The sequence below is a fragment of the Pseudoalteromonas atlantica genome (assembly GCF_043641955.1).
GTDB lineage: Bacteria > Pseudomonadota > Gammaproteobacteria > Enterobacterales > Alteromonadaceae > Pseudoalteromonas > Pseudoalteromonas atlantica_A.
The window spans coordinates 759,186-772,366 of sequence record NZ_JBHZRV010000002.1; the positions used below are offsets into that span (position 1 = coordinate 759,186).

Annotated in this window: 13 protein-coding genes and 1 pseudogene; 9 read left to right on the top strand and 5 right to left on the bottom strand. The window is 40.3% G+C overall.

Features of this window, described 5'->3' with window-relative positions; genetic code table 11:
- The first annotated feature begins 151 nt into the window (after positions 1–151).
- The 8 genes from ACHUE3_RS06890 to nth all read left to right on the top strand — a co-directional run bounded on the left by ACHUE3_RS06890 (position 152) and on the right by nth (position 8,971).
- Complete coding sequence (locus ACHUE3_RS06890; RefSeq protein ID WP_394191449.1) at positions 152–2,095, top strand: EAL domain-containing protein; 1,944 nt, start codon at positions 152–154, stop codon at positions 2,093–2,095.
- 197 nt (positions 2,096–2,292) lie between these two features.
- The gene (gene rsxA / locus ACHUE3_RS06895) at positions 2,293–2,874 is read left to right on the top strand and encodes an electron transport complex subunit RsxA (protein ID WP_394191451.1); all 582 of its coding nucleotides are present in this window, start codon (positions 2,293–2,295) and stop codon (positions 2,872–2,874) included.
- A gap of 1 nt (position 2,875) precedes the next feature.
- Positions 2,876–3,430, top strand: a complete 555-nt coding sequence (gene rsxB, locus ACHUE3_RS06900) for an electron transport complex subunit RsxB (RefSeq protein ID WP_394191453.1) — start codon at positions 2,876–2,878, stop codon at positions 3,428–3,430.
- Between the two features lie 8 nt (positions 3,431–3,438).
- The gene (rsxC, locus tag ACHUE3_RS06905) at positions 3,439–5,907 is read left to right on the top strand and encodes an electron transport complex subunit RsxC (RefSeq protein ID WP_394191455.1); all 2,469 of its coding nucleotides are present in this window, start codon (positions 3,439–3,441) and stop codon (positions 5,905–5,907) included.
- A complete protein-coding gene (gene rsxD, locus ACHUE3_RS06910; protein WP_394191457.1) occupies positions 5,904–6,962 on the top strand; it encodes an electron transport complex subunit RsxD in 1,059 nt (352 codons plus the stop codon). The genes rsxC and rsxD overlap by 4 nt, the downstream gene beginning before the upstream one ends.
- A complete protein-coding gene (gene rsxG, locus ACHUE3_RS06915; RefSeq protein WP_394191459.1) occupies positions 6,962–7,597 on the top strand; it encodes an electron transport complex subunit RsxG in 636 nt (211 codons plus the stop codon). The genes rsxD and rsxG overlap by 1 nt, the downstream gene beginning before the upstream one ends.
- Positions 7,594–8,292, top strand: a complete 699-nt coding sequence (locus ACHUE3_RS06920; RefSeq protein WP_394191461.1) for an electron transport complex subunit E — start codon at positions 7,594–7,596, stop codon at positions 8,290–8,292. The genes rsxG and ACHUE3_RS06920 overlap by 4 nt, the downstream gene beginning before the upstream one ends.
- A gap of 46 nt (positions 8,293–8,338) precedes the next feature.
- A complete protein-coding gene (gene nth, locus ACHUE3_RS06925) occupies positions 8,339–8,971 on the top strand; it encodes an endonuclease III (protein ID WP_394191463.1) in 633 nt (210 codons plus the stop codon).
- A gap of 148 nt (positions 8,972–9,119) precedes the next feature.
- Here nth and ACHUE3_RS06930 read toward each other — a convergent pair whose 3' ends face one another.
- Entirely contained in the window at positions 9,120–10,289 is a 1,170-nt protein-coding gene (locus ACHUE3_RS06930; RefSeq protein ID WP_394191464.1) for a methyltransferase domain-containing protein, read from the bottom strand.
- A gap of 198 nt (positions 10,290–10,487) precedes the next feature.
- Here ACHUE3_RS06930 and ACHUE3_RS06935 point away from each other — a divergent pair.
- A pseudogene (locus tag ACHUE3_RS06935) lies at positions 10,488–10,733 on the top strand (endonuclease III); the annotation flags it as partial.
- Positions 10,734–10,868: 135 nt separating this feature from the next.
- Here ACHUE3_RS06935 and ACHUE3_RS06940 read toward each other — a convergent pair.
- The 4 genes from ACHUE3_RS06940 to ACHUE3_RS06955 all read right to left on the bottom strand — a co-directional run bounded on the left by ACHUE3_RS06940 (position 10,869) and on the right by ACHUE3_RS06955 (position 13,155).
- Complete coding sequence (locus ACHUE3_RS06940) at positions 10,869–11,063, bottom strand: helix-turn-helix transcriptional regulator (protein ID WP_394191466.1); 195 nt, start codon at positions 11,061–11,063, stop codon at positions 10,869–10,871.
- Entirely contained in the window at positions 11,053–11,460 is a 408-nt protein-coding gene (locus ACHUE3_RS06945; RefSeq protein ID WP_118961473.1) for a hypothetical protein, read from the bottom strand. The genes ACHUE3_RS06940 and ACHUE3_RS06945 overlap by 11 nt, the downstream gene beginning before the upstream one ends.
- Positions 11,461–12,079: 619 nt before the next feature.
- Complete coding sequence (locus ACHUE3_RS06950; RefSeq protein ID WP_394191469.1) at positions 12,080–12,319, bottom strand: hypothetical protein; 240 nt, start codon at positions 12,317–12,319, stop codon at positions 12,080–12,082.
- 83 nt (positions 12,320–12,402) lie between these two features.
- Positions 12,403–13,155: a type 1 glutamine amidotransferase domain-containing protein gene (locus ACHUE3_RS06955; protein ID WP_394191471.1), complete on the bottom strand. Its 753-nt coding sequence runs from the start codon at positions 13,153–13,155 to the stop codon at positions 12,403–12,405.
- Positions 13,156–13,181 lie beyond the last annotated feature (26 nt).

Sequence of the window (13,181 nt, forward strand, 5' to 3'; positions counted from 1 at the left end):
AACTTAACGAATCAATTAGACTTTTCTAAGTATTTCCTCTACTCTAAGCCAATCAAATGTAAATATTTTAAATTACGCAAGTAATTGAAAAAGTACGCTGATAAATCAAGGATTTGATTCCTTCCCTTTTGAACGAATGAAAGACTAAATCATGGCTGGTTTTAAAAAACTCATATTTATACAACTCATTTCTTGGTTACTATTTGCCAGCATTGGCGGTTACTTTGTTGCATCTGCTTTTAACAGTGCAGTAAGTGAAAAACAAAAAGCAGCGCAAAATGTAATTAGTACCTATATAAATGCACAAACTATGGACGATTTTTCTTCATCAAAAATCCAAAAAGCTCTAATGGATGGGAAAGTTTTTTCGACGTTTATATTACGTGACTATGACGGGAAAGAAATAGTCAATATACAGTCCCCTGCTCCGTTACCAGCTTTTGCAGCGATGGTGAATTCTACATTCAACTCAGTAAGGCCACAGTTTGCAGTTAACAATGCGTCTGATATAAAAGTCGAGTTTACTATCAATGCCAGTAATTTAGCGCTTTTACTTCAACACGCTTTTTTTATCGTGATTTTGGTATCAGGTGTGATGGCAATTATACCCGTCATCTTTATGAAAGCGATGCTAAAAAGATTAAATAGAAATATAAGCATGACTGTTGCTGACGTTGTTGATGTTTATATTAATCAAAATCAAGTAAACGATGGCTTGGATACCGCCATTGATAGCAGCAAGATTAAAAAGTTAGCTTCAGACCTTGTACCAAGCTTTAATCGGTTGTCTCACTTTTTACAAAGCAAACATGATGATATTCAAAATGCTGCGCACTCGATAAAACAAGAAGCCTACAAAGATACTGTAACAGATCTTGGCAACAGGAATATGTTCGTTGAATATTACGAAAAAAATATAGAAAGCAGTGATAAAAGCACATTTGGCTCTTTAGCAATGGTTCGTTGTAGTGAACTACAAATTATCAACCAGACTCGTGGCTACCAAAAAGGTGATGAATACGTAAAAGCAGTTGCTGATATTATTAAACATATTAGTGGCACTTATACAGCCAGTAAGGTATTTCGCCTTAATAGCTCTGACTTCGCCGTTGTTTTACCCAACGTCCCGCTAAAAGAATCAGAACGATTTGGTGATAACCTGCAATCGCGATTTACTCAATATCAACAAAATCAAGAACTCAGCTCAGTGGCGAATACCGGTATTGTTGGTTATGAAAAAGGTAAGCCGCTGGGTGAATTACTCTCTGTCGTTGATAACGCGATGAGCATGGCACAATCAAAACAAGCCAATGCGTGGCATGTTCAACGTGAAACAGACTTAATTAATAACGTAAGCGCAGGATTTGGTAATCAAAATTGGCGTAAAGTAATTAACGAAGTGATTGAAGAAAAACGTGTAAACTTAGTGATGCAAAACATCATGCCGATTGGTAAAAGTGCAAAAGCGTATGCAGAAATACAAGTGCGCTTTAAAACTGAAGAAGGCCAAGTACTCCCTACGGCTTCATTTTTAGCGATGGCTGAAAAGCTTGATATGGCAATAGAAATTGATCGATTGATCATTGATACCTCTTTAGAAAAAATTAAGAGCCGCAACTTTTCGGAGAAGTATTTTGGTATCAATGTCACAGCATCAAGTGCGCACAACGACCAGTTTGTGATTTGGCTTGAGCGGCGCTTACTCAAAGACAGCAACATCGCTTCTAAACTGGTTTTTGAAGTGAGTGAGTTTGGCTTACAACAAAATATTAAAGCCAGTAAACGCTTTATTGATATGGTACACCGCGTTGGTGCTAGAATCACTGTAGAACGTTTTGGTGTAGGTTTAACCTCATTTAAGTTCTTCCGTGATTTAAAACCGGATTTTATCAAAATGGACGCAAGCTATACTCGCGGTCTTGAAGAAGATAAAAACAATCAATATTTTATGCGCTTGATGGTAGATTTAGCTCATCGAATTGGCGTTAGCGTATTTGCTGAAGGCATTGAAAGCCAAGAAGAAAAACACATAGTTGAAACACTTTGTTTAGATGGTGTTCAAGGTTATTACATCGAGAAACCCAAAGATATTTAAACACCTTACTAGCAATTAAAAGGCGCGCACAGCGCCTTTTAATTTACAGCTTCTTAGACTCTTCCAAAACTAATCATTTATTTTAATCAATACGTATCACTTTGAGTGCTACAAAAGCAGCTTTTTTCCGTGTGATGTGTTGTTAAAGCAGTGAGAAAAAAGGATAATGTCCGCGATTATTATAGCTTGAGGCGAATATGACAGAATATGTCTTGCTGTTGATTGGCACCGTGCTGGTTAACAACTTTGTTTTAGTACAGTTTTTAGGTTTATGCCCTTTTATGGGAGTATCTGGTAAATTAGATACTGCTATTGGTATGTCGCTCGCGACGACCTTTGTGCTAACACTCGCCTCTGTAACAAGCTATTTAGTCAATCAATACGTTTTGATCCCTCTGGACATAACCTTTTTGCGTACTATGAGCTTTATTTTAGTCATTGCTGTTGTAGTGCAATTTACCGAAATGGTTGTTAAAAAAACAAGCCCTACTTTATATAGATTATTAGGTATATTTTTACCATTAATCACCACCAATTGCGCAGTACTTGGCGTTGCCCTATTAAATATAAAAGAAGATCACTCATTTCTTCAATCTGCAGTGTATGGATTTGGTGCTGCTGTGGGCTTTTCTTTAGTTCTTGTTTTATTTGCAGCCCTCAGGGAGCGCCTAGCTGCCGCAGACGTCCCTGCTCCTTTCAAAGGTGCATCGATAGCAATGATCACTGCAGGCTTAATGTCGATGGCCTTTATGGGTTTTACCGGATTAGTGAAGTTTTAACATGACCTTGTTTTATGCATTACTAGCGCTTGGCTCGCTAGCACTTATTTTTGGCTTGATTTTAGGCTTTGCCGCAGTACGATTTCGCGTACAAGGTAGCCCTATAGTTGAACAAATTGATACCATTTTACCTCAAACTCAATGTGGTCAATGCGGTTACCCGGGTTGTCGCCCCTACGCTGAAGCCATTGCCAATGGTGACGAAATAAATAAATGCCCCCCAGGAGGCGAATCAACAGTTAAGAAGCTAGCTGATTTAATGGGTGTTGAGGCCAAGCCACTTGCAGGCGGAGAACAAGCTGAGCCTGTCAAAACTGTTGCATATATTCGCGAAGATGAATGCATTGGATGCACTAAATGCATTCAAGCATGTCCTGTTGACGCTATTGTTGGTGCAACGAGACAAATGCACACAGTGCTAATTGATGAATGTACTGGCTGTGACCTATGTGTTGAACCTTGTCCAGTTGATTGTATTGATATGTTGCCTTTAGAAACCACAAAACAAACGTGGAAATGGCAGTTAGATGCAATCCCTGTTACGCAAATAGATTGAGGTCACACATGGAAAAATTAATTCAACAGATCAAACAAGGCAAAGTGTGGCCATTTCCCGGTGGTATTCATCCACCTGGTCAAAAGAGTCTATCTAATGCAAGGCCAATCACTCGATTACCACTGCCAGATAAACTTGTTGTTCCACTTAAACAACATATTGGCGCTAATGGCCAACTTATTGTTGAAAAAGGCCAAACCGTATTAAAAGGGCAAGCACTCACCAAACCTGTAGCTAATTGGTCAGTACCGGTTCACGCGCCTACATCGGGAGTGATCGCCGACATCTGCCAAATGCCATCTGCACACCCTTCTGCGCTGCCAGAGTTAAGCATTATTATTACGCCTGATGGACAAGATAACTGGTGTGAACTTGCACCTCATGCCTCTTTTGCTAATTTATCGCATGATGAACTCATTGATATCATTCATAACAGTGGTATTTCGGGCATGGGAGGCGCAGGCTTTCCAACGTACATAAAAGCCGATAGCCGAAAACCGATTGAGTTTTTAATTGTTAACGCCGTTGAGTGTGAACCTTACATCACAGCTGATGATGTTTTAATGCGTGAACATGCCGATAAGATAGTAACCGGCATTAAAATAATGCAACAACTGCTATCCCCTACACTAACCATTATCGGTATAGAGGATAATAAACCAGAAGCAATTGAAGCAATGCAACTGGCCGCCAAACATGATGACAATATCATTGTGCAAACGGTGCCTACTGTATATCCCTCAGGTGGTGAAAAACAGTTAATACAATTATTGACTGATAAAGAAGTACCCAGTGGTGGGATCCCTGCTGATATTGGGGTGCTCGTTCATAATGTCGGCACCTTGTATGCAATTGAACAAGCTGTTCTAGAAGGCAAGCCTTTAATTGAACGTGTTGTGACTGTAACAGGCAATACTATTCACAAACCGGGTAATGTATGGGCTTTGCTTGGCACAGAGATTAAACACCTGCTCGACTGCCAAGGCTTTTCACCGGTGCCACAACAACGTGTTGTAATGGGCGGCCCAATGATGGGCTTTACCTTACCCACTGTGCGTATAGGGGTTATCAAAACAACCAACTGTATTTTAGCTCCTGATCATGACGAACTTGCAGAGCCGGGCCCTGAACAAGCGTGTATTCGCTGTAGCGCGTGTGCTGATGCATGCCCAGCTTCGTTACTACCGCAACAGTTACAATGGTTTGCCAAATCAAAAGAATACGACAAATTAAAAGAATACAACTTATTTGATTGTATTGAATGTGGTGCATGTGCCTATGTATGCCCAAGTGAAATACCTTTGGTGCAATATTACCGTGTCGCAAAAGTTGAAATAAAAGAACAGCAAGCCGAAAAAATTAAGGCCGAAAGAGCGAAAGAGCGCTTCGAGCTAAGAAAAGAGCGTTTGGAACGAGAGCAAGAAGCAAGGCAGAATCGTCATAAACGTCAGCCTGCAACAACAAAATCTGCCGACGAAAAACAAAAAGTGGCAGATGCTCTTGCGCGAGTTAAAAGCTCAGATGAAAAATCAGATAACAAGTCAGCCGTAGCCGCTGCTATCGCCCGCGCTAAAGCTAAAAAGAACTCTGGTGAACTTGAACCAGATAATAGTGAAGTCGCAAAAGAACGTGCTGCACGTAAAGAACAAGCACGTGCTTACAAAGCACAAAAAGAAGCTGGTTCAAACACTAATGAAACCACTGACGATAAAAAGTCTGCTGTAGCGGCTGCTATCGCTCGTGCCAAAGCCAAAAAAGCAGCTAAGGCTGAGGAAACATCAGCAACAGAGCAATCTCCTGCTGATGATAAAAAAGCTGCCGTTGCCGCAGCTATCGCTCGTGCTAAAGCCAAAAAAGCCGCTATGACTGATGAAGTATCAGCAACAGAGCAATCTCCTGCTGATGATAAAAAAGCCGCCGTTGCCGCAGCTATCGCTCGTGCTAAAGCCAAAAAAGCCGCACAAGCTGATGAAGTATCAGCGACAGAGCAACCTCCTGCTGATGATAAAAAAGCCGCCGTTGCCGCAGCTATCGCTCGTGCCAAAGCGAAAAAAGCAACTAAGGCTGAGGAAATATCAGCAACAGAGCAGTCTCCTGCTGATGATAAAAAAGCGGCCGTTGCCGCAGCCATTGCGCGGGCTAAAGCTAAAAAAGCCGCTAAGGCAGATAAAGTTGAAGAACTAAATGAGGTATCTGTGGTTTCTGAACCTGAGCAACCGCAAGAGAGTGCTTTGCACAGCGATGAAGATAAAAAGAAGGCAGCTGTTGCCGCAGCTATTGCCCGTGCAAAAGCTAAAAAAGCAGCTAAGGCAGATGTAACCAAAAGCGCAGATGAGGTGACTGTCAGTTCTGAGCCTGAACAAGCCAAAGAAAGTGCGCCGCTCAGTGCTGAAGATAAAAAGAAAGCCGCTGTAGCAAAAGCTATTGCACGAGCAAAAGCTAAAAAGAACCAACAAGAAGGAAGTGATAAGTCATGAAATTAACCATGGCCAGCTCGCCCCACAACCATAGCCATAAGTCTTTAAACAAGCTTATGCTCACGGTGATTGCAGCCTGTATTCCCGGCTTTATCGCACAGGTTATATTTTTTGGCACTGGGGTAGTCATTCAACTTGTACTTGCGCTTATTACAGTGAGTGTGGCAGAAGCTACAATCATGAAAATGCGAAAGCGCCCTACTTTCCAGACTTTAAAAGATGGCAGTGCTTGGTTAACGGGTGTCCTACTTGCATTGAGCATTCCACCACTTGCGCCTTGGTGGATTATTGTAATTGGCTGCCTATTTTCGATTGTGATAGTAAAGCAACTATACGGAGGCTTAGGGTTTAATTTGTTCAATCCCGCAATGGCCGCCTATGTATTATTACTTATTTCCTTTCCTGTTCAAATGACAGCTTGGTTACCGGTCAGCGACTTACTCGGTAATTCAATTGATTTTAGTCAGCAACTGGGGGTGATATTCACTGATTTCACTGCAACTGGTTTTAGTGTTGATCAATTACGAGTAGGGATAGATGGGATGACAATGGCTACCCCACTCGATACTGTAAAAACGGATATCGCCCATGGCCTAACCGTGTCAGAAAGTATGCAATCTCCTTTATTCAATGAATGGGTTGGCAAAGGTTGGGGTTGGGTTAATCTAGGCTTTTTAATCGGTGGGCTCTATCTGATTAAAAGTAAAGTCATTAACTGGCATATCCCTATGAGCCTAGTTGGAACACTCGCTCTATGTAGTGGTATTGGTTATATTGCATCGCCAGGTACAGAACCTGGGGTTGTTTTTCATTTATTTAGTGGCGCGACTATGTTTGCTGCATTTTTTATCGCGACTGATCCCGTATCTGCTGCAACCACCAATAAAGGTCGATTAATATATGGCGCAATTATCGGTTTATTAATTTATTTAATTCGTACCTTTGGTGGCTTTCCGGATGCAGTGGCTTTTGCTGTGATATTATTAAATATGGCTGTTCCGTTAATAGACTACTACACACAACCTAGGACCTACGGGCATGGGGTGAAAAAATAATGATTTTACCCTCAATGACTAAAAACGGTGCCCTTTTGACAGCCTTTGCGTTAGCAACAACGGGGGCTGTTGCTGTAGTCTATAACTTAACTGCTGATAACATCGCACTGCAAGAACGCAATCAATTATCAACCCAACTACAAGAGGTTCTGAAACCACAGTTTTATGATAATTCATTATATCAAGACTGTGTGCTTATTAATGACCCACAACTTGGTAAGTCCCCACAAATAATTTACCGAGCCCGCATGAAAGGCAAACCTGTTGCGTTAATAATACGACACGTAACACCAAGAGGTTATAGTGGTGATATTGATTTGATTACCTCTGTATTCGCAGGCGGCACTATTGGCGGCGTACGTGTAACCAAGCATGAAGAAACGCCAGGTCTTGGCGATAAAATTGAACTTAAAAAGTCGCCTTGGATCACGCTCTTTGAAGGAAAAACCGTATTAGGTGAAAATGATGATCGCTGGGCTGTAAAAAAAGATGGCGGTAATTTTGATCAGTTTACAGGTGCCACAATTACACCACGTGCAGTGGTAGGCTCTGTAAAAGACGCAGTGTTATTTTCGCAATCTCAATTTAATATGATATTTGATGCCCCCAATGCATGTAATACAGGTGACGCATGAGTCAGTATAAAGAGTTAATCAACGAAGGCATGTGGAAAAACAACCCTGCATTAGTGCAGTTACTCGGGTTGTGCCCACTGTTAGCTGTTACATCTACCATCACTAATGCGCTAGGTCTTGGACTTGCAACCATGATGGTACTCATTGGATCAAATGTAACTATTTCTGCAGTACGTAATTGGGTACCAAAAGATATCCGTATTCCTGTTTTTGTAATGATTATTGCCGCATTTGTAACGATTGTTCAATTATTAATGAATGCATACACCTTTGGTCTGTATCAATCTCTGGGAATTTTTATTCCCCTTATTGTTACTAACTGCGCCATTATTGGCCGTGCTGAAGCATATGCATCTAAAAACCCCGTTCACTTATCTGCATTTGATGGGTTAATGATGGGGGCCGGTTTTATGGTTGTACTCGTGGTTTTAGGTGCAATGCGCGAACTCATAGGACAAGGTACATTATTCGATGGCGCTGATTTATTGCTAGGCCCTTGGGCTAGCGTTTTACGCATAGAAGTGTTTAGTTTTGATAATCAATTTTTACTCGCTATTTTACCACCCGGTGCATTTTTGGGTTTAGGTTTACTCATTGCAGCTAAAAACGTTATCGACGCACAAATAAAATCAAAACAAATAACATCGCCAGAAGCTGAAAAAGGCCCTCGGGCGCGTGTTACTAGCTTAACTTAAGGGGAAAGCGCATTAACTTAATAAAAGCTAATGCGTTTTAAGTTGCATGAATAAAGAAAAACGTTATCAAATACTTACTCGCCTACGCGATAATAATCCAAACCCAGAAACAGAGCTTGAGTATTCAAGCCCATTCGAGTTACTCGTTGCCGTTACACTGTCAGCACAAGCCACTGATGTTGGTGTGAATAAAGCGACACGCAAACTATTTCCAGTTGCTAATACACCACAAGCTATTTTAGATATTGGCCACGACGCACTGCGTGATTATATTAAAACCATTGGTTTATTTAATTCAAAAGCCGCTAACGTATATAAAATGTGCCAAATATTAGTGGATCAACATAACAGCGAAGTACCAGAGAACAGAGAAGCCTTAGAAGCCCTGCCTGGCGTGGGCCGTAAAACAGCTAATGTCGTACTGAACACCGCTTTTGGCTGGCCGACAATCGCTGTAGATACGCATATTTTCCGTGTTTCAAACCGCACTAAGCTTGCCATGGGTAAAGACGTTGTAGCGGTTGAACAAAAACTCGAAAAAGTGATCCCCAAAGAATTTAAAGTCGATGTACATCACTGGCTCATTTTACATGGTCGTTATACTTGCGTGGCGCGTAAGCCTAAGTGCGGCAGCTGTATTATTGAAGACTTGTGTGAGTTTAAAGATAAAACGGAATAGCTAAAGCCTTCAAAGAGTAAAAACAAACTATAGCTCTAGCTTTATTAAGCATAAAGAGTTTATATAACACCATTCAAAAACCTTCATTTGAGTGGTGTTAGAGTTAAGATTGTCTGTTATTTTAAATCAGTCCACTTCTGTTGATCTGTCAAAGTTTTTTTGCAATAAAAAATTGGTAACCAAACTCACCGAGGCTTGATTTATACAAATCAACTTCCTTTTGGATATCCATCACAGCTTGTGATCCTACCATTTTTGAAGCGACCTCTTTCAGACGTTGTTCCAATGGCTCGTAGTAGCTCTTCCAAGCCTGCTCGGATACCGTGAATGTGTGTTGAAGTTCGTAGCCAGCCTTTTCTATTTGTGATCTGCGGGTATCAACGCTTTGTAAATCGGGGTAGTCGCTTTTCCAATGGTCAATAGCTTCTTGACTTGGATCGTCTATTAACCAGACTAAATCGCTAAAAACCAGCGTTCCATCATCTTTGAGTAACGATTTCCATTTCTTAAGTGCGTTTTCGATGCCCATAACATAAGCGGAAGCTTCAGCCCAAATAACGTCAAATTTCTCTAAACCAAAATCTAATTCAGTCATGCTAATGCACTTAGTTGATACTCGTTCACTCAGGTTATTTTGCTTTATTTTTTCTCCTACTTTATCAAGAGCATTTTGTTCATTGTCAGTCGCTACTATTTCTGCGCTTGATAGTTTAGCGAGTAACATGGTTGAATTGCCCTTACCGCAACCAACCTCCAAAATTTTTTCAGGGTTGGTGCTGAGTAATTCATACGCTCTTGAAGTGTCAGCTTCACTATTTGGTCCCCAAGACTCCAGCGCCTCAAATACGCTCATGAAATCTTGCATATATTTGTCATGTTCGTTCATGTCTTTTGATAACCATTTGATTCTTAGGGCTTGCTTTTCGTCAAACCCTTGGACTTTTAACCAGTCTATATGTGCATCTGGCGCGACTTCAGCGAGTGTTTGATGCCATGACTTACTACTGTTTTCTCCTAACAGGGAAGACAATAAAGCCAACGACTTTTGTTTTCGCTCAATGTCTTGCTCTAACTCTTCATAACGAAATTTAAGAACAGACCTATCCAATTTACTTTCAAGACAAGATTTACATTCCGCCAAGGTTAATCCACCACTTTGTAGTTGTTGAACTAAACGAACTTGCTGTAAATCTCTTTCACTATAAGCCCGATAGCCGTTTTCTAGCCTCTTACCCGAAATCAAATTAAGCTTTTCGTAATAAAGTAAAGTCGTTCTAGATAAGCCAACCAACGAAGCTAACTCAGAAATAAGATACACATATAACCTCATACATTTTAAATGCGATAATAAATGTAAACTATAAAGCGATAGACAGGTCAAGTACCAAGTTGACTTTCTAATGCTTAATGCTTCTAGTACTAAATGATGTTACAACAGAAGTAAGTTACGGTTAATGTCTACATTGGCACATAACAGCCTGATATAAAAACATTTTAACATCTACTTTTCTTATATTTCGGCTGGCCGACAATCGCCGTAGATACCCATATCGACCGCGTTTCAAACCGCACAAAATTTGCGATGGGTAAAAATGTAGTTGAGGTTGAGAAAAAGCTCGAAAAAGTAGTACCTAAAGAGTTTAAAGTTGATGTGCACCACTGGTTGATTCTACACGGCCGCTATGTGTGTACCGCCCGCAAACCTAAATGTGGCAGCTGCATTATCGAAGACTTGTGTGAGTTTAAAGATAAGACAGAATAGCTTTTGTCTACTTTGATACAACTGCTGACATTAGCCTTCGCTTATCTAACGACAAGTTCTCCGACAAAGCAGACATGCATTATTCGCACAGAATAACGACGACAGTTCGCCAAAAGAAGGTATATTGTTTAAGATTTACCCTTTGTGCAAAAACAAATCTTCAATGCGTTGTCCAAAAGCATCCGCAAGAGCAAAAGCAAGAGTTAAAGAAGGATCATGTTTTCCTGTTTCTATAGCGTTCACGGCTTGACGTGACACTCCTAACTTTTCAGCAAGATCTGCTTGAGACCAGCCTTTTTCTGCACGAAGTACCCGTAACCTATTCTTCATGGGTATTGCCCGATAGTTTAATAAACTGCGCTACACCAAAGATGACTGCTATTGCTGGCAACATAAAGGCGGGGCTAAAGCTTGGCACCTCAACCATTTCTGCCAGCAAGCCATAAGCCATTGCCGCACAACCAACAACACCTACAGCCCAAAGCAAACTTTCACCCATTACTCTCTGGATGTATTCATCTAATGACCTATAATGATTTACCACCAGCCGCAATAAAAATATCACAGGAATTACAGGAGACATTGCGAGGAATCCAGTGCTGTATATAGACAAATTATTGGTCTCATTCATTACTACTGATATCGCTAAAACCGCTAAAAACATCGCTATATGCAACATAAATTTGACTAGAAACTTCTTTTCCTTTTTATCTAATTCATTACTCATTTTAATCTCCGGTCTTTACCTTGCTATCGTTAATCAACTATCTAATCATGTCACTAGCTCATGACATAATGTAAGGTAAGCATTACATCAAAGTTAATGGGTGTCAAGTATCACTGACATAAAGACAGGTATTACTTACATAACCCCTAATAATTAAAAATTAGAATCAATGAAAGCGAAATTACTAAAATAGTCGTTTTTTGTTTTAGAAACGCAAATTGTTACGGCTGCAATGAGCTTGAACCCGCGTCACAAATAAGTTGAAATCTTGGTTTAATATTACCCTTAGTATGATTATGGCATCACAAAAGATCGATGTCCGATTCAGACTCTGAGCTGCCGTTAGTAACTCAAAAACTAATGTCCGAAACTGGCTAAGTGAAGCATTCCTTAATTACATACGCACAATGTCTGCTATTAATAAATTCAGTGCTCCCAGTCATACTTATAGTCCCTTCATGAAAGGAGCACTATCATGGTCGACAGCAAATCAACTTCACGAAAATCTTGCTGGAATAAAGGCAAACTAGTTAGTCAAAACTTTCTCTAAAACTCGAAGATATATGGTCAATTAGAATAAGGTTAGAGCTGGCAAATAACCTGCAAGAATTAACGATGTTTAATTTGGTGTTAGACTGTAAATTACGTGCCTGTGACTTTTCGCGACTATTAGTCTACCTATTTGAGGCGAAGAGGAACCAGCAAGTCCGGCATTAAAGGTAATATTTTTAGGTTCAATTGCTCGTAAAGAACTGTCGTAGCCCGCACTACCACCAACCTGCCCGTGTGCATCGATGTTTAACATCAAACTGGTAATTACGATACTGTAAAAGTTTAATATTTTTAATAGGTTAACCATACATTTTCCTTATTGTACTTAATTAGAAGAAGCTAAAATCGAGCGCATTGCTAATTAGCATCGGCTACTTTCGTCATCGCGCTTTATTTAGCTTCTTTCAATAAAATCATTTCTTTTGCGACAATTGCTGCTGGAGGCAAGAACATTGTTGAGACTATTCGTTGGTCTACTACCACTGCATGTTTATCTTTTAGTGTTTTCTTATTCTGAGCGATAGCGCCATTTTTATTTAACTGACTTTCAATAAGAAAAGGCAAAAGTGTCCCTTGCTTTGCCCATGATTTAGATTTTTCGGTAGAGTTAGGAAAACCGGCCACTTTTTTTTCTTTCACCAAAAACTCACCGTTCGATAATTTTACGTTTACGATACCTGCTGAGCCATGACCGCCGACACCAACAATACCACCTGATTCATATACCCGGCTTATAATCGAATGTATTTCCTTATTCTCTGCAACGTCAAACATAACCCCGTAACCACCACCGATGAATACTCCCCAGTAGTCATTTGGATCAGTTTGAGCAGGCGATAATGAACTGTTCGTTTTTTCTAGAAAACCTTCATACTTGATGGTGTAACTACTAATACCTAATGGATCCATCATAAAATCCACTTTTCCACCTTGAGGTGATACAAAGTCGACATCAAATCCATGACTAACAAAAATATGATACGGCGGAGCGAATTCCCATAAATTATTTCTTGCGTCGTGTTTTTCAGGATCGCCCATATCAATCATATTAGAGGCAACTATTAATATTTTTTTTCTAGGCTCTGCTGTCGCATTTGTCGTGAGTAACAGTAATGTTAGTATTATCGCCGTTAGTGTTTTCATCTTTTTTTCCTTTTAGTAAATTGCTT

Bases quoted from the DNA above. Each gene is read 5' to 3' on its own strand.
- ACHUE3_RS06945 (WP_118961473.1), bottom strand. From the start codon at position 11,460: ATGAGTAATGAATTAGATAAAAAGGAAAAGAAGTTTCTAGTCAAATTT.
- ACHUE3_RS06955 (WP_394191471.1), bottom strand. From the start codon at position 13,155: ATGAAAACACTAACGGCGATAATACTAACATTACTGTTACTCACGACA.
- ACHUE3_RS06920 (WP_394191461.1), top strand. From the start codon at position 7,594: ATGAGTCAGTATAAAGAGTTAATCAACGAAGGCATGTGGAAAAACAAC.
- nth (WP_394191463.1), top strand. From the start codon at position 8,339: ATGAATAAAGAAAAACGTTATCAAATACTTACTCGCCTACGCGATAAT.
- rsxG (WP_394191459.1), top strand. From the start codon at position 6,962: ATGATTTTACCCTCAATGACTAAAAACGGTGCCCTTTTGACAGCCTTT.
- rsxC (WP_394191455.1), top strand. From the start codon at position 3,439: ATGGAAAAATTAATTCAACAGATCAAACAAGGCAAAGTGTGGCCATTT.
- rsxB (WP_394191453.1), top strand. From the start codon at position 2,876: ATGACCTTGTTTTATGCATTACTAGCGCTTGGCTCGCTAGCACTTATT.
- rsxD (WP_394191457.1), top strand. From the start codon at position 5,904: ATGAAATTAACCATGGCCAGCTCGCCCCACAACCATAGCCATAAGTCT.
- ACHUE3_RS06950 (WP_394191469.1), bottom strand. From the start codon at position 12,319: ATGGTTAACCTATTAAAAATATTAAACTTTTACAGTATCGTAATTACC.
- rsxA (WP_394191451.1), top strand. From the start codon at position 2,293: ATGACAGAATATGTCTTGCTGTTGATTGGCACCGTGCTGGTTAACAAC.
- ACHUE3_RS06890 (WP_394191449.1), top strand. From the start codon at position 152: ATGGCTGGTTTTAAAAAACTCATATTTATACAACTCATTTCTTGGTTA.
- ACHUE3_RS06940 (WP_394191466.1), bottom strand. From the start codon at position 11,063: ATGAAGAATAGGTTACGGGTACTTCGTGCAGAAAAAGGCTGGTCTCAA.